Annotated in this window: 19 protein-coding genes; 12 read left to right on the top strand and 7 right to left on the bottom strand. The window is 65.2% G+C overall.

The features are described 5' to 3' along the window. The first annotated feature begins 39 nt into the window (after nt 1-39). Nucleotides 40-414: a CzcE family metal-binding protein gene (locus NG900_RS19810; RefSeq protein WP_252683072.1), complete on the top strand. Its 375-nt coding sequence runs from the start codon at nt 40-42 to the stop codon at nt 412-414. Here NG900_RS19810 and NG900_RS19805 read toward each other — a convergent pair. Then, nucleotides 399-1,247, bottom strand: a complete 849-nt coding sequence (locus NG900_RS19805) for a MurR/RpiR family transcriptional regulator (RefSeq protein ID WP_252683071.1) — start codon at nt 1,245-1,247, stop codon at nt 399-401. The two genes, NG900_RS19810 and NG900_RS19805, sit on opposite strands and share 16 nt — an antisense overlap. Before the next feature lie 122 nt (nt 1,248-1,369). On the opposite strand from NG900_RS19805, the gene NG900_RS19800 reads away from it, so the two are divergent. The 3 genes from NG900_RS19800 (at nt 1,370) to NG900_RS19790 (ending at nt 5,065) form a co-directional block, all read left to right on the top strand. After that, the gene (locus NG900_RS19800; RefSeq protein WP_252683070.1) at nt 1,370-2,104 is read left to right on the top strand and encodes a response regulator transcription factor; all 735 of its coding nucleotides are present in this window, start codon (nt 1,370-1,372) and stop codon (nt 2,102-2,104) included. A gap of 3 nt (nt 2,105-2,107) precedes the next feature. After that, the gene (locus NG900_RS19795) at nt 2,108-3,424 is read left to right on the top strand and encodes an ATP-binding protein (RefSeq protein WP_252683069.1); all 1,317 of its coding nucleotides are present in this window, start codon (nt 2,108-2,110) and stop codon (nt 3,422-3,424) included. A 159-nt stretch (nt 3,425-3,583) separates the two neighbouring features. Beyond that, the gene (locus tag NG900_RS19790; protein WP_252683068.1) at nt 3,584-5,065 is read left to right on the top strand and encodes a DegQ family serine endoprotease; all 1,482 of its coding nucleotides are present in this window, start codon (nt 3,584-3,586) and stop codon (nt 5,063-5,065) included. A gap of 89 nt (nt 5,066-5,154) precedes the next feature. Here the strand turns inward: NG900_RS19790 and NG900_RS19785 are convergent, their stop codons facing one another. Next, nucleotides 5,155-5,733, bottom strand: coding sequence for a chorismate mutase (locus tag NG900_RS19785; protein ID WP_420804172.1), 579 nt, complete (start codon nt 5,731-5,733; stop codon nt 5,155-5,157). Nucleotides 5,734-5,950: 217 nt separating this feature from the next. Here NG900_RS19785 and NG900_RS19780 point away from each other — a divergent pair, with 217 nt between their 5' ends. The 3 genes from NG900_RS19780 (at nt 5,951) to NG900_RS19770 (ending at nt 7,559) form a co-directional block, all read left to right on the top strand. Further along, entirely contained in the window at nt 5,951-6,301 is a 351-nt protein-coding gene (locus NG900_RS19780; protein WP_252683067.1) for a hypothetical protein, read from the top strand. Between the two features lie 72 nt (nt 6,302-6,373). Beyond that, nucleotides 6,374-6,715, top strand: coding sequence for a hypothetical protein (locus NG900_RS19775; RefSeq protein WP_252683066.1), 342 nt, complete (start codon nt 6,374-6,376; stop codon nt 6,713-6,715). 286 nt (nt 6,716-7,001) lie between these two features. Further along, entirely contained in the window at nt 7,002-7,559 is a 558-nt protein-coding gene (locus NG900_RS19770) for a dihydrofolate reductase family protein (protein ID WP_252683065.1), read from the top strand. A gap of 20 nt (nt 7,560-7,579) precedes the next feature. On the opposite strand, the gene NG900_RS19765 is transcribed toward NG900_RS19770, so the two are convergent. Continuing rightward, nucleotides 7,580-7,963 carry a VOC family protein gene (locus NG900_RS19765; protein WP_252683064.1) on the bottom strand — a complete coding sequence of 128 codons (384 nt, stop codon included), beginning with the start codon at nt 7,961-7,963 and terminating at the stop codon, nt 7,580-7,582. 160 nt (nt 7,964-8,123) lie between these two features. Between NG900_RS19765 and NG900_RS19760 the strand changes: the two genes are divergently transcribed. Both NG900_RS19760 and NG900_RS19755 read left to right on the top strand, forming a co-directional pair. Continuing rightward, entirely contained in the window at nt 8,124-8,387 is a 264-nt protein-coding gene (locus NG900_RS19760) for a DUF2164 domain-containing protein (RefSeq protein WP_252683063.1), read from the top strand. A gap of 2 nt (nt 8,388-8,389) precedes the next feature. After that, nucleotides 8,390-9,079 carry a Crp/Fnr family transcriptional regulator gene (locus tag NG900_RS19755; RefSeq protein WP_252683062.1) on the top strand — a complete coding sequence of 230 codons (690 nt, stop codon included), beginning with the start codon at nt 8,390-8,392 and terminating at the stop codon, nt 9,077-9,079. Here the strand turns inward: NG900_RS19755 and NG900_RS19750 are convergent. Next, nucleotides 9,076-10,089: a 2-dehydropantoate 2-reductase gene (locus tag NG900_RS19750; RefSeq protein ID WP_252683061.1), complete on the bottom strand. Its 1,014-nt coding sequence runs from the start codon at nt 10,087-10,089 to the stop codon at nt 9,076-9,078. The genes NG900_RS19755 and NG900_RS19750 overlap by 4 nt on opposite strands. A gap of 226 nt (nt 10,090-10,315) precedes the next feature. Here NG900_RS19750 and NG900_RS19745 point away from each other — a divergent pair, with 226 nt between their 5' ends. Continuing rightward, nucleotides 10,316-10,768: a carboxymuconolactone decarboxylase family protein gene (locus NG900_RS19745; RefSeq protein WP_252683060.1), complete on the top strand. Its 453-nt coding sequence runs from the start codon at nt 10,316-10,318 to the stop codon at nt 10,766-10,768. Nucleotides 10,769-10,871: 103 nt separating this feature from the next. Here NG900_RS19745 and NG900_RS19740 read toward each other — a convergent pair whose 3' ends face one another. Beyond that, nucleotides 10,872-12,290, bottom strand: a complete 1,419-nt coding sequence (locus tag NG900_RS19740) for a discoidin domain-containing protein (RefSeq protein ID WP_252683059.1) — start codon at nt 12,288-12,290, stop codon at nt 10,872-10,874. A 530-nt stretch (nt 12,291-12,820) separates the two neighbouring features. Between NG900_RS19740 and NG900_RS19735 the strand changes: the two genes are divergently transcribed. Further along, nucleotides 12,821-13,162: a hypothetical protein gene (locus NG900_RS19735; protein WP_252683058.1), complete on the top strand. Its 342-nt coding sequence runs from the start codon at nt 12,821-12,823 to the stop codon at nt 13,160-13,162. Between the two features lie 9 nt (nt 13,163-13,171). Here the strand turns inward: NG900_RS19735 and NG900_RS19730 are convergent, their stop codons facing one another. Further along, nucleotides 13,172-14,956, bottom strand: a complete 1,785-nt coding sequence (locus tag NG900_RS19730) for a phosphodiesterase (RefSeq protein WP_252683057.1) — start codon at nt 14,954-14,956, stop codon at nt 13,172-13,174. Between the two features lie 253 nt (nt 14,957-15,209). After that, nucleotides 15,210-16,076, bottom strand: a complete 867-nt coding sequence (locus NG900_RS19725) for an alpha/beta fold hydrolase (RefSeq protein WP_252683056.1) — start codon at nt 16,074-16,076, stop codon at nt 15,210-15,212. A gap of 122 nt (nt 16,077-16,198) precedes the next feature. On the opposite strand from NG900_RS19725, the gene NG900_RS19720 reads away from it, so the two are divergent. Next, nucleotides 16,199-17,050: a LysR substrate-binding domain-containing protein gene (locus tag NG900_RS19720; protein WP_252683268.1), complete on the top strand. Its 852-nt coding sequence runs from the start codon at nt 16,199-16,201 to the stop codon at nt 17,048-17,050. The last annotated feature ends 12 nt before the right edge of the window (nt 17,051-17,062 follow it).

The raw sequence follows: 17,062 nt of genomic DNA, 5'->3' as shown, positions 1-17,062 counted from the left end.
TTACGCTGATTCCGTTCTTTACCCAAGACGGAGTCTGCGATGACCTTCTTTTCTTCCTACGTCGTACCTGCGGCTGTTTCGCTCGCGGGCCTTCTTGTCGCGGTTCCGGCGCAGGCTGTGACCCAGATGACGGTGCAGGAAGCGACTGCACAAGGCGCCTATGCTCACTTGTTCGGCACACCGGCCGATGCCAAGGCGGCGGGCCGCACGATCGAGCTGCGCGGCCAGAGCGTGGTGCGCGTGACATCGGGCGAGACCGTGGCATTTCGCAGCGGCACGCGCATCGCTGCATGGAATTTCACGCCCCGCGGTGACAGCACGTCGGTGGCGATCAATGAACTGCTGCCAGCCATGTGGGCAGACAGCCGCGTGTATGTGCTGATCGAGCGCAGCCCGGTCTATTCGGGCAACTGATGGTTCGGCAGGGTGGTGCTGCCCTTGCGCAGCGCCACCTCCAGCACCAGCGCATCGAGCAATGCCAGATGCAGCAGTCGCGCCACCATCGAGCGGTCGGCCACGGCATCGTCCACGCCGGCAGGCAACACCACGTCGGCAAGTGCGGCCAGCGGGCTGCCGGGCGCCGTCACGGCAATCACGTGCACGCCGAGTTCGCGCACGCGTTCCACCGCCGTCTGGAGTTCGGGCAGCTCGCCCGATTTGGAAATGGCGATTACCACGTCCCCCGCCTGCAACACATTCAACGACATCGACACGAGGTACGGGTCGCTGTACGCATTCGCGGGAATACCGTAGCGGAAGAACTTCATCTGCGCGTCGGCCGCCACTACGCCGGAGCTGCCGAAGCCGTACAGGTCGATGCGGTGCGCCGCGTCCACCAGTGCGACAGCCGCATCGAGCGTGAGCGGGTCGAAGCGATCTTGCAGCGCTGTGAGCGCGTCGATGGTGTTCTGCAGCACGCGCGTGCCGGACGGTGTTGCCACACGAGTCGCGCTGGCACCACGCACCGCTTCCGGTACCACGTTGCCCTGTGCCAGCCGCAACTTGAAATCCGACAGGCCATGGCAGCCCATCGATCGGCAGAACCGGATCACCGTCGGCTGGCTGACGCCGGCTTCGCGTGCGATGGCCGCCACCGGCAGGCTCAGCACGGTACCGGGCTGGCGCAGCACCCAATCGGCCACCTGGCGCTCGGCCGGAGACAGCGTCGGGCGTGCCGCGCGGATGCGCTCGCGCAAGTCGGTCGGCGGTTCGGCAGGCGTCTGGGAGGGTGCGTGCTGGGCGCTCATTGCGCGCGGGTTCCAATGGGGGATCGCGTCACGATAAAGGCAAGCCGGGCCATGCGCAACCGCCAGTGCGGTGGGCGGCAGTTCTACAATGGGCCTTTCCCCGGCTCCTTTTCTTCTTTGTCATGCGGGTGCTCCTCGTAGAAGACGACGACATGATCGGCGACAGCGTGCGCAAGGGCTTGCGCCACGACGGCTTTGCCATCGATTGGGTGCGCGATGGCGAGGCCGCCGTGCAGGCGGTCACGGCGCCTAGCGCGAGCAGTGCCGAACCCGGCACCACCATGTTCGACCTCATGCTGCTCGACCTCGGTCTGCCCAAGCGCGACGGGCTGGAGGTGGTGCGTGAAGTGCGCCAGCGCGGCATCGCCATTCCCATCCTGATCCTGACCGCGCGCGATGCGGTGGCCGACCGCGTGGCTGGTCTCAATGCCGGTGCGGATGACTACCTCGTCAAACCGTTCGACCTGCAGGAACTGGCTGCGCGCATGCATGCCTTGCTGCGTCGGCAAGGCGGCCGCGCCGATCCACTGATGCGCCACGGCGAGGTGCTGCTCAACCCCGTCACGCGCGAGGTGCTGCGCGCGGGGCTGCCGGTCAAGCTGTCGGGACGCGAGTTTGCGGTGCTGCATGCGCTGCTCGCACGGCCGGGCAAGGTGTGGTCGATCGCGCAGTTGCAGGACAACCTTTATGGCTGGGATGAAGAAGTCGGCAGCAATACCGTGGAGGTCTACATCCACGCGTTGCGCAAGAAGCTCGGCAGTCACTTCATCCAGAACATTCGCGGCGTGGGGTATGTGATTCCACGAGAGACGCCCGCATCGCCTGCGGAACCTGCCGGCGGCGAAGACCATCAATAGCCCATGCAATCGATTCGTAAAACCCTGCTGTGGTGGCTGGCCGGCGGCCTGCTGGCGGGCATCGTCATTGCCACCGGCCTGATCTACGCGCAGGCGCGCCAGGAAGCCAACGCGCTGTTCGACTACCAGATGCAGCAGGTGGCGGCTGCGCTCCCGAGCCAGTGGATCGACCCGCCGCCGCCGGCGCTGGCCGGCATCGCGCGCGACGACGATGTGGTGATCCGCATCTGGGATGGCACCGGCCGCAGCCTTTACCTCTCGCATGCGCGGCCCGATCTGCCGGACCAGGTCGAGCTGGGTTTTTCTGATGCGAAGACGCCGGAGGGGCCATGGCGCGTGTACAGCGTCGCCTTCGGGCCTGCCGTGGTGCAGATTGCGCAGCCGTACAGCGCGCGACACGAGGTGGCCGCGCGCATGGCACTGCGCACCGTGGCGCCGCTGCTGATCCTGCTGCCGCTGCTCGGGTGGATCGTGTGGCTGGCCGTCGGGCGCGGGCTTGCGCCGCTGGGGTCGGTCGCCAGGCAGGTGCAGGCGCGCGATGCGGCGGCGCTGTCGCCGTTGCCCACGCAGGGGCTGCCCGACGAGATTCGCCCGCTGACCAACGCGCTGAACGATCTGCTCGCGCGCCTTGGCACCGCGCTTGCGCATCAACGTGCGTTCGTCGCCGATGCTGCGCATGCGCTACGAACGCCGCTGGCCGCGCTCAAGCTGCAGTTGCAGGTGGCCGACCGCGCGCAGGATGAAGACGAACGCCGCGCCGCGCATGCCGATCTGCATCGCGGTGTGGAGCGCATGATCCGGCTCGTCGGTCAGTTGCTCACGCTTGCGCGTCAGGAGCCGGGCGCGGCCGACACGCAGCGTGCGCCGGTCGCGCTCGATGCCGTGGCGGCCGACGTGATTGCCGAGCTGTCGCCGGCGGCCGTGGAGAAGGGGATCGACCTGGGGATCGCAATGGAGTCGCAACCGGCGTCCGTCAACGGCAATGCCGATGCGCTGCGAGTGCTGCTGGTCAACCTCGTCGACAACGCACTCAAATACTGCCCACGTGGGGCGCGTGTCGACGTGTCGACCGGTCACGCGCCTGATGGCGGCGCGCAGCTTGTGGTGGAAGACAACGGCCCCGGCATCCCCGCCGAGGAACGCGAGCGCGTGCTTGACCGCTTTTATCGCCCCGCGCAGGCGCCCACCGGCGGCAGCGGCCTGGGCCTGGCCATCGTGCGTGAGATTGCGCAGGCGCATGACGCGACACTGGCGCTGGAAGCACGCGAGGGCGGCGGCCTGCGCGTAGTGCTGCGCTTCCCGTTCAGGGCCGACGCATAGCCGACACGAGCGGCACACCGGCTGCACACACTTTTTGCATGTGACGCCGACCCGCTTAAGTCTCGTTTAAGTCTGTGTGCCTACGATGCTTGCAACCGATGGGCACGACAGGCAACCCGCCAGCCGTGGCCCTCGCAGCAAGCATGAGAGGACACGACAATGACACGCCAAACCCTGGCTCGTAGCGCGGCTGGCCTGGCCGCCGTGGTCGCCGTTGCGGGCGGCTATGCCTATCTGCAGAAAGACATGATTTCGCGTGCGGTGGCCGCTCCCGTGGCAACCGCCACGGCAACCACAGCGCCTGCCCCGGGCGCCGCTCCGGTTGCCGTGGCCGCGCCAATGGACTTCTCCGGCATCGTCGAGCGCTACGGCCCGGCGGTGGTCAATATCAGCACCACCGCGCATGCCCAGCGCACCAGCATGCAGGGCCTGCCGCCGGGCATGAGCCCAGATGATCCGTTCTCCGAATTCTTCAAGCGCTTCATGCCGCAGATGCCGCAGCAACGTGGCGACCAGATCGTGCGCGGGCTGGGCTCGGGCTTCATCGTCTCGGCCGATGGATTGATCCTCACCAACGCCCACGTGGTGGACGGTGCGCAGGAGGTCAACGTCAAGCTGACCGACCGGCGCGAGTTCAAGGCCAAGGTGCTGGGCGTGGACAAGCAATCCGATGTGGCCGTGCTGCGCATCTCGGCCAAGAACCTGCCGGTGGTGCAGATCGGCAGCCCCGCCAACACCAAGGTGGGCGAACCGGTGCTGGCGATCGGCTCGCCGTATGGCTTTGAGAACACTGTCACGGCGGGCATCGTGAGCGCCAAGTCGCGCTCGCTGCCGGACGATACGTACGTGCCGTTCATCCAGACCGACGTGGCCGTGAACCCGGGCAACTCGGGTGGCCCGCTGTTCAACCAGCGCGGCGAGGTGATCGGCATCAACTCGCAGATCTACAGCCAGACCGGCGGCTACCAGGGCCTGTCGTTTGCCGTGCCGATCGACGTGGCGATGAAGGTGGAGCAGCAGCTCGTGTCCACCGGCAAGGTCACGCGCGGCCGCCTGGGCATTGCGGTGCAGGAGGTCGACCAGTCGCTGGCCGATTCCTTCAAGCTGCCCAAGCCCGAGGGCGCGCTGGTCAACTCGGTGGAATCCGACGGCCCCGCCGCCAAGGCCGGCCTGCAGCCCGGCGACGTGATCCTGCAGATCGGCGGTGCGCGCATCGACCATTCGGGTGACCTGCCCGAGCAAGTGGCCGACATCAAGCCCGGGACGACCGTTTCGCTGCAGATCATCCGCCAGGGCAAGCCGACCACGCTGACGGTCACCATTGGTGCGGCCAAGGATGCGAAGGTGGCATCCAGTACAAAGGCCGCGCCCGACCAGGGCCGTCTGGGCCTGGCCGTGCGTCCGCTGCAGCCGGAAGAAAAGCGCCAGAGCGGTCTGCCCGGCGGCTTGGTGGTACTGGACGTGGCCGGCCCAGCGGCCAAGGTCGGCATCCAGCCGGGGGACGTGATCCTGTCGCTCAACGGCACGCCGGTGTCATCGGTGCAGGAACTGCGCACGTTGGTGGATCGCGCCGGCAAGCATGTCGCCCTGCTGGTGCAGCGCGACGATACGAAGATCTTCGTGCCGGTGGATTTGGGCTGACGCTGGCTGAACCTGTTTCTCGATGCCTGTATGTTGCGGCGCGCGCCCGATGAGGGCCGCGCCGTTTTTTCATGGGCTCAGCGCAGGGTTCAGCGTGTCTGGCAAAGCCGCGCCGTCGCCCGATCCAGCGCAATGCGGTGCAGCGTATCGAGCGACTTTTCATGCGCGACACGGCCGATTGCGTTCGCTACCTGCACCGGGCAATCCGCCTGCCCGCGTGCCGGGGCAGCATCGCGCAGCGCTTGCAGGATGGATGTCTGCAGCCCGTCGAGCTTCGGCCGGATGACATCCGGCAGGCTCTGCCGCGGGGCGGTGGGCGCAGCGCCGGCGCGCCGCCAGTCATTGAGCAGGGCGTACTGCACTTCCTTGTTCGCCTCGATCTGGTCGGTGAACACGTTGCCCACGTCGGCCGGCGCCAGGCCGTAGACGGACGCCTGTGCCGAGACATTGGTGACGACCTGGGCCTCCCGCTCGGGGTCGTACACCGATTTGCCGCTGTCCCATTTGCTCAGGGCCACCTGATCTGCGGTAGCGAGGCGATCCGCCAGATGGCGGAGCAGCGGCGCAAAGGCGTTGTCCTGCGCGTACGCCGGGGCGGCGCAGCTGACGGCCAGCAGCAATGCGCAGGTCAGGCGTGGTGTCATCAACGTGTTAAAGGCGCTCGTCATGCTCGGTACCGGTCGAATGCCGCGTGTCAGGAGGCGGGAGCGGCCATCATACCGAAGCGGAATTCGCCTGGCGCGTGCGCCGCTGTTCGGATGGGCGCTAGTGCGCACCGTTAGGCCATTTGCACGTGCCGTCTGTCGCAAACCCAGGTATCATGCGGACTACGCGCCGTATTTGTCTGCAAAGCCTGCGGCGGCGCGGCTAGCTGAGCATACGACGATGGATTTCTACCCCGATCTGGATGGTTTGCCGCTGTTCGCCAAACCCGCTTTCGGCTGGGAGGAACCGGCGTCTGCATCGCCAACTGAAACGTCCCCCACCAAACTCCGCCGCTCGCGCCGATGGCGCGGTCCGATCACGCATTGGGAACGCGGCTACCGCTCCCACTATTACCGCGACAAGCGTGGCAAGAAGCTCGGTGAAATCCACCTGAGCCCGCGCGGCGAGGCGCCGCTCCTGTATCGCTGGCTGGCCGGCACGCTCTCGGGCATCGAAGGGTCGCTCACGCACGCGCGCCTGCGGGTGGAAGAGGCGATCGGGTTCGGGATGCGGCAGATGGCGTTGTTCTGAGGCGCCCGCCAGACGCGTGGCCGGGCACGGCCGATGCGTCAGATTTGGGTTCACCCAGCCAGGAGAACCCACATGCCGACCATCGTCCGCATCTTCACCGATCACGCCGCCGCTGAGGCGGCCCGCCAGGCCGTGCTCAATACCGGCCTCACGCTGGAGCGAGTGGCGCTGTCGCATCAGGCCGACGAGGCAGGGGCCGTGTGCGGCAACTTTCTCTGCGGCGACCACCAGCCCGATGGCGAAAACGCCGAAACCTACGAGCGCAAGTTCCAGAACGTCGTGATCGGCGGCCGCTTCCTGCTGACGGTCGACGCCGAGCCCGCCCAGGTGGATGCCGCCGAAGCGGCGTTGCAGTTAACCGGCGGACACGCTGTCGACGACCTCGGCCCCAATCCCCCGACACCCCGCACCTGAACACGGCGTGCGACGGCTCTAGAATGTAGCGATTGCGTTGACCGCCGCGCGCGTTCATGTCGACGACTCCTGATGCCACCTAGTAGCCCCGCACGGCGCCTCTACCAAGAGCGCTGCCGTCGCCGGTGATCGACGGTCTGTGTGAGGACGCGAAGCCGGGTGGTTATTCCAACAGTGGCGCGGACATCGGTGCGATGGTGGCCTAACAGCACAACGCAGGTGCGCAAGGCGTTGGCAATCCGCGCGGCGTAGGATCTTGCCCTCAACACCAATGAGAGCGAATGCCATGCCGAAGACGCAGTACTACGCCGCCGCCAGCCTCGACGGGTTCATTGCCACGACCGATCATTCGCTTGACTGGCTGATGCAGTTCGGCTCGCTCGAGGGCACGAGCTACGACGCCTTCATTGGCGACGTAGGCGCACTGGCGATGGGCGCCTCCACCTACGCGTGGCTGCTGCGCGAGTTGGTCAAGCCAGGCACCGGGCAGGCGCAACCGTGGCCTTACACACAACCTGCGTGGGTCTTCACCTCGCGCACGCTGCCGGTGGTGGAGGGTGCAGACATTCGTTTTGTACGGGGCGACGTGGTGCCCGTGCACTGGGAGATGCACGCGGCAGCCAACGGCCGCAACGTGTGGATTGTCGGCGGCGGCGAACTTGCCGGCCAGTTTCTCGACGCGGGTTTGCTGGATGAACTGATCGTGCAGGTGATGCCCGTCACGCTGGGTACCGGCTTGCCGCTGCTGCCGCGTCGGATCGTGCAACCGGCGCTGAAGCTGACGTCAGCCGTGCCGTACAAGGACACGTTTGTGGAGATGCGGTATGAGGTGGTGCGGACGTAGGACAGTGGCTTGATGCGGCCTTACGGCCCCATGTCATACGGCCGCGTCATGACTTCCAGAAAGTGCCCATCCGGATCCTCAAAGTAGAAGCCGCGCCCGCCGTTATGCGTATACGTTTGTCCGGGGCGTTGCCGGGCGGGGTCCGCCCAGTACGTCAAACCTTTTGCCTGCACGCGTGCGAATGCGCGGTCGAACTCCGTGTCGCTGATGAGGAACGCGTAGTGCTGCGCGGCGATCGGTTCGTCACTGTCGAAGAAATCGAGCGACACGCCGTTCGACAGCGGCACGACCAGCATCTGGCCGAACGGGATCGGCTCGGGCAGGTCGAGGATGTCGCGCAGAAAGCGGGTGGATGTCTGCTTGTCGCGGCACCAGACGATGGTGTGGTTCAGCTCGATGGGCATGTGGGCTCCCAAAGTGACACCTGACGCGCAACGCCACCGTTGCCGATGGCGCGTGCAACCGCTTCCACGATAGACCACGCCGACTGGCATGCAAGGCGCTGGATACGTAAGGCCGCGGGCAGTAAGCTGGCGGCTTCCTCTGCCTCTGCAAGTGCCGCACATGCCCATCGAACTCGACCGCGACATCCGCGAACAGGCCGTCCAATCCCTCCAGCGCTATTTCACCGAGCACATGGAAGAGCGCATCGGCAACATCCAGGCCGGTGCGCTACTGGGCTTCTTTCTGGAGGAGATCGGCCCCGTGGTCTACAACCTCGCCGTGCAGGATGTGCAGGAACGCCTGCATGCGCGTGTGTCCGAACTCGACTATGAGTGCCACGAAACACCGTTCGCGTACTGGGCGAAAGCCGGCAAGCGCGGGTAACCATGTCGGCGTTCAACACCAACCCGTGGTTCCAGAGCCTCCCGCCGCACGCGGCCGATGCGCTGCTCCAGGCCGCTGTGCCTGTGTCCGTTGCTGCGGGGGCGTTCCTCTTTCGGCAGGGCGATCCAATGGATGCGGGCTCGCTCGCCTTCTTTGGTGTGGCGAGCGGTGTCCTCAAGCTGTCGATCTTCAACGCTGAGGGTGACGAGGCGATCCTCGCGCTGGTCGAACCGGGCAACTGGTTTGGTGGCGTATCCACGTTGGACCAGCAGCCGCGCGGCCATTGCGCGATCGCGCTGGAAGATGCCGAAGTGCTGGGCGTGAGCGTGGAGCGCTTTGAGGCGTTGATGCGCGATGCCGCGTTTGCCGGTGCGATTGCGCGGCTCGTGGCGGCGCGCTTGCGGTTGGCCTACGGCTCGCTGGCCGGTGCAGCCTTGCAAGGCACGCGGGCGCGCGTGGCACGGCGCATTGCAGCGCTCGCGCACGGCGATATGTCGCAAGCAGCGCAAGGGCGCGCGAACATTTCCACCTCGCAGGACGCGCTGTCCATGATGCTGGGCATCAGCCGGCAGACGCTCAGCAAGGAGTTGCAGGCGCTCGTCAAACTCGGGGCGATCCGCCTGCGCTACGGCCACATCGAAATTCAGGACATGGCCTTGTTGCTGGAAGCCAGCGAAGCCGGCGCCGACTAGGCCGCTGTGCGCAAGGCCGTCAGCAGATTGCCGCCCGACCAGTTCGGGCGTGCGGTGGCGCTTTCGGCGGCATGCACCAGCGCACACAGTTGCGCATTCACTGGCGCGCGTTGCCCCAGGCGTTCTGCCAATCGGACGACCTCGCCGTTGATCCAGTCGACTTCCGTTGCGCGTCCGGCGGCCAGATCGTCGGACATGGAAGACCGCGCCAACGGGTCGATGGCGAGCATCTTGCCGCCCAGTCGCGCAAACACTGCATCGGGCGTGGCCAGCAGGCGTGGGATCCACGCGGGTGGCACCGGCGTCAGCTTGGCGGGCTGGATGCCTGCACGCGCCAACAGCCGCAGCGCCTCGGTTTGCGCCAGTGCCAGGCAGCGCCGATACGCGCGCTGCGACAGCTCTTCTTTCAGCGGCCGGTTGGCCAGTGCATTGATGGCGTTGTTGAGGTTGAGCAGCAGCTTGGCCCATTGCACCGCGGTCATGTCGGTGCGTTCCATGAGCGGTAGCCCGGCCCGTTGGAAATCATCGAGAAACGGTTGCAACACGGGCGATGCGGCGACCTCCAGTTCACCGCCCGTGCCCTGATGAAAGGCCCCCGGCCCCGGCTGCATCACGTTGAAGGGCACCATGCCGGCCAATACCGCTTGCTGCGGCAAGGCCGCCCGCAGCACGTCGGCATTGCTCAGCCCGTTCTGGAAGCTGATGACGGTGGCGCCGGGGCGCAGCACGGGTTTCAGCTCGTCGGCCACGGACTGCGTCGCGGCGGATTTGACCGTCACCATCACGAGGTCGGCATCGGCAGCGGCATGGGGGTCGGTGACGTAGCGCACGTCGGCGGCGCGCACTTGCCAGCGGCCGTTGCGGTAGTCCGTTAACGTAAGGCCGTGCGTGCGCAATTCGTTGCCGATGCGTGCGCGGCCGACGAACGTTACGTTGGCACCTGCGGCCAGCAGGCGGCCACCCAGATAGCAGCCGATCGAGCCGGCCCCCACGATGCAGATCTTCGCCATGCAGTTCCTTGTTGCCGATGTTGCGGAAGGGTCAGGCCAGCCGCCATCGTGCCGGCTCGCGCCCCGGCGGATTGTTCAGCGTTTGACAATGTAAGGGTAGCCCCCAGTGTGGCGAATGCGTTGCGCCGCATTCTGCCCGCGTGATCCTGGCTATACGCGGTGTGCGCAGTCCGTGAAGACCGGACGCTGCCTACCATGGCCCCGGTTTTTCTCACGGAGCCCTCAGATGAACGAACGCATTTCCTTTGCAGAACTGCCGCCCGGCTTGGTCGAAGCTGTGCTGGCAGTGGAGTCGTACGTCAACCATTGCGGTTTTGAGATGCGCCTGCTCGAGCTGCTGCGCTATCGCATTTCGCAACTCAACGGCTGTGCGTATTGCCTGGACCGCCATTACAAGGAAGGTGTCCACGCCGGCGAGACGCCCATGCGCCTGTACTCGCTGCCCGTGTGGGAAGAGACGCCCTTCTACACCGAGCGTGAGCGTGCCGCACTGCGCTGGGCCGATGCCATCACGCTGCTGGCCGAGCACACCATCGGCGATGACCTGATCAACGAGATGCTGCGCCACTTCAACAAGCAGGAACTGGCCAACCTCTCGCTGGTTGTCGCGCAGATGAACACGTGGAACCGTATTGCCAAGCCGTTTGCCTGGGCTCCTGGAGAATTCCAGGCGGGCTGAGGCTGCGCGTAGCGCGCCAAAGACAAACGCCCCGATGGCCGAAGCCGCCGGGGCGTTGTCATGTCAAATGAGGCGGGTGTTGCCTTGCCGATCGATCAAGCGATCAGTAGCCCCACACCTGCATCTCGTCCAGCGAGTAACCCCACTGCGTGGCGCGCTGCGTGCCGTACATGCGCACATAGCGGCCGCTGCCCTTCAGGTTGGCCAGCGACGTGTGGCCCCACGAAACACCGCTCGAGGTCGAGTAAATGTTCGTCCAGTTCACGCCGTCGTTCGACGTTTGGATGTAGTACACCTTGGCGCCTGCGTCCCAGTAGAGGTCGACGCCGGTGATGGTGCGGGTCGAGCCCAGGTCCACCATCAGCCACTGCGTGCCGGCGAAACCTTCGATGGAATCCCAGCGGGTGTTGGTGGTGTTGCCGTCAAACGCATACGCCGGGCCGAGGCTGGCGCTGTAGCTGGACGACGCGCTGGCCGGCTTGCCCTGCGAGAGCAGCGTGACGGACGGTGCAGCGGTGGCGGGGCCGCCTGCGTAGTAGTTCGAGCCAAGCTTGGCCTTGGTGGTATCCGAGTTCACGCCGAACTGCGACAGGCTCCAGCGTTGGCCGGTGCTCGCATCGCCCAGGTAGAGCTGGTAGCCGCCGGCGCTGGTCGACGAGAAGAACACGTAGTTGGTGCCGTTCACGGGCGACGGGTCGGAGTTGTTGCTGTTGCAGTCGTTGAGCGAGAGCTGGTTGGGCGCATCGCTCGGGTTGACCTTGGTGTAGATCTGGTCGGCCTGGCTGGTGGCATCGAGCCAGCGGGCGTAGAACACGGTGCCGTCCGCACGTACGATCGGGTAGTACGTAGCGAGGCCGGCCGGCGCGTCGAAGGCCACCCTGGTGGTGCTGCCCATGGTCTGTTTGTACAGGCCCATGCCCGAACCGGTGCCCTGGGCGTAGTACATGGCTGTACCGTCCGGCGTGGGGAAGGGCATCGAGTCTTCCAAGCTCGGCGCGGTGCGTGTCAGGTTCGCGAGCGAGGTGAACACCGGACCCGAGCTTGTGTACGACAGGGCGGCCTGCATCACGTCACCGTTCTGCTTGAACAGCAGCGACTTGCCGTCGGCGCTGAACTTCGGGTCTTCATTGCGGGTCTGGCCGGTGCTGTTGGTCAGGTTGATCGGCATGTTGCTGGAGCCGACCTGCCAGAAGAACACGTTCCATGCGTTGTTGGTGATGCCCATGAAGGCGATCCACTTGCCGTCGGGGCTGAACACCGCGTTCATCGGGTCCTGGATGCCCCAAGTGCTCTTCGACACCTGCGTAAGCGTGCGGGCCGCAAAGTCGTAGATGAAGATCTGGCTCGTGCCGTCGCCGTAGCTCACGTAGCTGTGGTACGCGAGCTTGCCGGTCAGGCTGGCCGGAAAGGTGGTGTTGGACTGCGTGGGCGGATTGGCAACGCAGTTGGCGTGGCTGGGCGCCGAAAGAAGTGCAAGCGTGGCACCGGCGATAAGGCCCAGGGAAAGAGAACGGATACGCATGAACGGGACTTCCTAAGCAAATGGGTCGGTGGCGGGGGCTGCCGCCGTATTAATTCCGCATCACCTGCCTGAATTTGGGCAAAGCTTCGCCAATCCCGGGCGCACCCGAGTTTGAAAAAAGCCCCAAAAACCGGAAAGTGATCAGGAGTGAAGACGCGCCAAAAAACCCTGTTGCTTCGTACCGTCGTGTTTGTTGTCGGGGTCTCGACTACATCGAGAGGGCGAGTCGCGGACGAGACTGTAAGGGTTCCGCTGACAATCCGAAAGCGTAATAAGAAAGGCGTTCTTGCCTTAAATCGCCTGCGTGGGAGCGGGCCGCCACATGGCCGTGTAAATCTGACACGTCAATTTTTCCGGACGTTGCCCACACTGCACGTACATTGCCGTTATTGTTATTTTTACTGCGACGTTTTGCCGCGCGGTTGAGGTGCAAACTTTGCTGGGTGTCGCACTTCTGCACCGGGCGAATGTCGGCGCCAGCGCACGCTCTGCGGCGCATGTGCCACCCGGCGGGAATCATGGGAGTGAACGTGGACAGCGATGAATCCGGCGCATCACATCAGAAGTTCCGGATGCGAAATCGGCGTGTCCTGGATGTAAGACAGACCGACTCCGCCGCAAAGATTTCAACCGCACCTTTCCGGCGTGCTGGTTATGAGGAAATCCAAGGTCGCATCATTCTGATGCTTCCGAGCGTATTGATTCTATTGCTGGGTGATTTATCAGGCTGCCGAGAAAATCCGCGCTTTGAAAATCAGCTCGGTTTAGTTCAAGTGCGTGGCGTGCAATTCAGTTCCGGATTTTTATATTCCCGGCGCGTCGCTGCTGCTGATTTCCAGATCACGCATATGGGTTCTTGCGTACGGGGTTGATTCAGCCAATCAAGCGGTCGCATATACGGGCCCGGCGGGGCGCATGGTCTCCAGATGGAAGCCGTTGTCGCTTTGCTTGGCGCGCCGCTTGGCGAGCGCGGCGGCAGTGCCGATGTCGTCGCTGTTGTGCGCGGCGCCCGGGTGCACGTGGAGCGCGCCCACCGCCATGGTCACGAAACGGAAGAACGCCGGCAGCCCCTTGCGGTCTTCGGCATGGATGCCGCCGGCCGTGCGGTCAGCCGGTGTGTACATGGCGAGCGCGTTGGTGTTGAAGGCGGCCATGGCCTGCGTGATGCGTGCCTGCCAGTCGGCGCTCTGGAACAGGATCAGGAAATCGTCGCCGCCCACGTGGCCGAGAAAATCGCGCGTGGGCTCGCAGGCGTTGGCGAGTACCGCGGCGGCCATCTTCAGCATCTCGTCGCCCTGCCAGTAGCCGTACTGGTCGTTGAAGGGCTTGAAGTGGTTCAGGTCCACGTAGCAGGCGTAGAACGCCGCGGGCGCTTCCAGCAAACGTTCAATGTGCAGGTTCAACGGAATGTTGCCCGGCAGGAACGTGAGCGGGTTGGCGTAGCGTGCGGCCTCGATGCGGATTTCCGTGACGGTGCGCACCAGCTCTTCGCCGGTGCCCAGGCCCAGGTAGCGGCCATGCTCGGTGATGATGAAACCGTCGGTGAGGTAGCGCTGGTCTTCGCTCATCAGCAGCGCCGACATATCTTCGAGCGATGCGGATTTCTCCACCAGCACCGGCTGCCGGTTGGCAAACGCCAGTGCCGGTTTCTTACCGTACAGCTCGCGGTGATACGGCATCGCATACCGGTCGATGAAGGCGCGGCGCGCGATGAGCGCGAGCGGGTGTGTGTCTTCATCGAGCAGCGCCACGGCATGCAGATCGGGGTGGCGGTTGAACAGGTGCAGCACGTCGTCGTTGCTGCAACGCAGGGGCAGGGTGGGGGCCACGCGCAGCAGCTTGCTGGCGGTGATGGCGCGCCAGCCCACGCGCACGGTCTGCGGAAACACTGCAATCTGCGAAGACTGCAGCACGCGCGCCGCGTGGCTCGACATGTCGCTTGCGGGCGTGTCGTGCGGGCGCGCGAGGAAAAAACCCTGCCCGAAGCGGATGCCCAGGTCGCGCACTACGCCCAGTTCGTCTTCGGTTTCCAGCCCCTCGGCAATGATGCTGGTCGCGCCGCCCTCGAGCGTCTGCTGCAACGTGCGCGCGATGTCCAGCTTGGCCGGATGCTTGGCGATATCGCGCAGGAAATACTTGTCGAGCTTGATGTAGTCGGGCGCGAGTTCGATCAGCAGGTTCAGGTTGGCATTGCCGGTGCCGAAGTCGTCCAGCGCGCATTGCAGGCCGAAGTCGCGCGCCACCGACAGCGCCCGCGCAAAACTGGCGAGATCGTCGATGGGCGTCTGTTCGGTCAATTCGATGACGATGCGCGAGGGCTGCAGGTCGTGGTCGGCAATCGCGTGTAGCAGGCGGGCGTGGTCTTGCAGCAATTGGCGCACGCCTTGCGCGCTGAAGTTCAGGAACAGCTTGCCCGGCAGACGCATCGCCGAGAATCGCGCGATGGCCAGGCGTGCGGCCGTGGTCTCCAGCGCGATCGTGCCGGCGGTATCCGAGGCCGCCGCGAACAGCGCTGCGGGCGACTCCATGGCCGAGCCTGCTGGCCCGCGCAGCAGCGCTTCGTAGCCGAGCACCTCGGTGGTGGATAGACGGAAGATCGGCTGGAACACCGTGCGCAGCATCTCGGGCGCAATGCCCGCGGGCAAGGGGAGCGGTGAGGAGGTCATGGCGTTGGACGCAACGATGGACGCAAAAGCGGACATTCCGCCTAAACGGTCACCAGGGTGCCCCCTGAACACGGCGTTCAATGAATTTTTTATGACGCACGCGGCGGCGCGGGTGCGCGGGGCGTGGTCCCCACCACAGAGGGGCGTGGCTGGGAATGCAGGACACGCCTGCGTCTTGCGCGGGCGTCCTGCGGCAAGCGCGCAAGAAAAAGGCGCCTGCTGTTGTGGCAGGCGCCTTCGGCAATGCGGTGCGTTACTGGCCAGCCAACGCCGCCACCGCCCGGTTGAACGCCCCCGGGTTGGCGATGTTCATGCCATGAGAGGCGCCGGCGATGGTCTGGCGCTCGGCGCATGGAATCCACGCGTGGAGCTTCTCGACGGTGTTGCGGAACATGCGCGGGCTCTTCTGCCCGTCGATCAACAGTGTCGGGCACTGGATCTCACCTGCGGCTTCGGGGGTGTAGGCGGGCAGCGGATCGCGCAGCTGCTTCGGCAGCGTGAGCGCGTTGTCCAGCGCCATCCTGCGGAAGCTCTGGGTGCTCTTGCTCCAGAAGCCGGGCAGGGTGACCGAGTCGACGAACAGATTCAGGCCGGCGTCGAATTCGCCTTGCTCGATCAGGTCTGCGGCCTGCGCCCGCAAGGCCTGGGTGGCGGGTGGCAATGTGCCGGTTGCGGCCTGCGGCGTCGCCTGCAACGGGCCGCCCGGGTCGGCCAGCGTGAGCGTCTTCACCAGGTGCGGGTATTGGCGCGCCAGATGAAACGCAACGCAGCCACCACGTGAGTGGCCAACCAGGTGCACCGGCCCGAGCCCCAGCGCTTCGATGAACTCCGCCATCTCCACAACGTGCGCTTCCCAGCTGAAATCGCCGTGCCCGAACGCGTGGGTCTCCGGCCAATAGTGGCCCAGGCTCGGCGCAAAACAGCGGAACTGCTTCGACAACGCGGCGAGCTGCGGATCCCAATAGCGGTAATCGCACAACGACCCATGCACAAAGACCATTGGCTCGCCGCTGCCGGCCTCCACGTAGGGCACCGAGGTGCCCGAGGCGGTGGAAGCAAAGGCGGGTTGTGGCCAGACACCGGCAAGAGCCAGGGTCGTCAGGGGCGTTCGCGCGTTCATTGTTGAAACTCCGTTTTCCGAGACTTTGCTGCACCGCGATGGAAAAGGAAATCGCATAATATTGATGGAATCTTTCAGTTTTTCTGATACATCGACGCAAGCGAGTGCACATGAGTACCGAGATGAAGGCCCTGGACGTCGACGTTCTCACCATGATCGTTGCCGTTGCCGACACGGGCACGATCAGCCGCGCTGCGGAGGCCGTGCACCGCTCGCAATCGGCGGTGAGCATGCAGATCAAGACACTGGAATCGGCGCTCGGAAAAGCGTTGTTCATCCGCAAGCCGCGTAGCGTGATACCAACACAAGACGGCGAGGTGCTGCTGGCGTACGCGCGCCGGATCATTGGGTTGCGCGATGAGGCTTGGGCGGCGGTCGTGCGGCCGGATGTGACGGGCCGCGTGGTGATCGGCGTGCCGGACGATTACGCGTCGTCGCTGTTTCCGCCGATTCTCAAGAAGTTCTCGGCCACCTATCCCAAGGTCGAGATCCAGGTGATCGGCCTGCCCAGCGTCGCGCTCGCGCCGATGTTGCGCGACGGCACGGTGGACCTCGTCTGCGCGACACGGGTGAAAGGGCTGACCGGCGAGTTCTTGCGACACGAGCCGATGGTGTGGGCGGCAGCGCCCGGCGCGACAGACATCTGGCGTGAGCGGCCGCTGCCCATTGCCGTGTTTCTGCCGGGCAGCGTCGCGCGCGAGAAGGCGATCCGCAGTCTGGAGCGCGCAAAGATCGCCTACCGAACCTCGTATGAAAGCCCGAGCCTGCTGGGCCTGCTGACGATGGCCCGCGCGGGCCTGGCCATTACCTCGCTCGCGCAGTGCGCCGTGCCGTCGGACTTCACGTTGCTGGGGCCCGCGCACGGCCTGCCGGAGATCGGCTCGCTGGAGATTGTCCTGGCGCGCAGTGTCACGTCAAACCGGCCACCCTGCGATTTTCTGGCCGAGCGCATCGTCGCTGAGTTGCGCGCATGAAAAAAACGCCCG

It is taken from the genome of Ralstonia soli (assembly GCF_023955655.1).
Classification (GTDB): domain Bacteria; phylum Pseudomonadota; class Gammaproteobacteria; order Burkholderiales; family Burkholderiaceae; genus Ralstonia; species Ralstonia soli.
This window is presented reverse-complemented; position numbering and strand designations above follow the sequence as displayed.

Coding starts and splice junctions, on each gene's coding strand:
- NG900_RS19805 (WP_252683071.1), bottom strand. CDS start 1,247: ATGAGCGCCCAGCACGCACCCTCCCAGACGCCTGCCGAACCGCCGACC.
- NG900_RS19795 (WP_252683069.1), top strand. CDS start 2,108: ATGCAATCGATTCGTAAAACCCTGCTGTGGTGGCTGGCCGGCGGCCTG.
- NG900_RS19765 (WP_252683064.1), bottom strand. CDS start 7,963: ATGCCCATCGAGCTGAACCACACCATCGTCTGGTGCCGCGACAAGCAG.
- NG900_RS19740 (WP_252683059.1), bottom strand. CDS start 12,290: ATGCGTATCCGTTCTCTTTCCCTGGGCCTTATCGCCGGTGCCACGCTT.
- NG900_RS19770 (WP_252683065.1), top strand. CDS start 7,002: ATGCCGAAGACGCAGTACTACGCCGCCGCCAGCCTCGACGGGTTCATT.
- NG900_RS19800 (WP_252683070.1), top strand. CDS start 1,370: ATGCGGGTGCTCCTCGTAGAAGACGACGACATGATCGGCGACAGCGTG.
- NG900_RS19790 (WP_252683068.1), top strand. CDS start 3,584: ATGACACGCCAAACCCTGGCTCGTAGCGCGGCTGGCCTGGCCGCCGTG.
- NG900_RS19750 (WP_252683061.1), bottom strand. CDS start 10,089: ATGGCGAAGATCTGCATCGTGGGGGCCGGCTCGATCGGCTGCTATCTG.
- NG900_RS19730 (WP_252683057.1), bottom strand. CDS start 14,956: ATGACCTCCTCACCGCTCCCCTTGCCCGCGGGCATTGCGCCCGAGATG.
- NG900_RS19725 (WP_252683056.1), bottom strand. CDS start 16,076: ATGAACGCGCGAACGCCCCTGACGACCCTGGCTCTTGCCGGTGTCTGG.
- NG900_RS19810 (WP_252683072.1), top strand. CDS start 40: ATGACCTTCTTTTCTTCCTACGTCGTACCTGCGGCTGTTTCGCTCGCG.
- NG900_RS19755 (WP_252683062.1), top strand. CDS start 8,390: ATGTCGGCGTTCAACACCAACCCGTGGTTCCAGAGCCTCCCGCCGCAC.
- NG900_RS19720 (WP_252683268.1), top strand. CDS start 16,199: ATGAAGGCCCTGGACGTCGACGTTCTCACCATGATCGTTGCCGTTGCC.
- NG900_RS19775 (WP_252683066.1), top strand. CDS start 6,374: ATGCCGACCATCGTCCGCATCTTCACCGATCACGCCGCCGCTGAGGCG.
- NG900_RS19780 (WP_252683067.1), top strand. CDS start 5,951: ATGGATTTCTACCCCGATCTGGATGGTTTGCCGCTGTTCGCCAAACCC.
- NG900_RS19745 (WP_252683060.1), top strand. CDS start 10,316: ATGAACGAACGCATTTCCTTTGCAGAACTGCCGCCCGGCTTGGTCGAA.
- NG900_RS19760 (WP_252683063.1), top strand. CDS start 8,124: ATGCCCATCGAACTCGACCGCGACATCCGCGAACAGGCCGTCCAATCC.
- NG900_RS19785 (WP_420804172.1), bottom strand. CDS start 5,733: ATGACGAGCGCCTTTAACACGTTGATGACACCACGCCTGACCTGCGCA.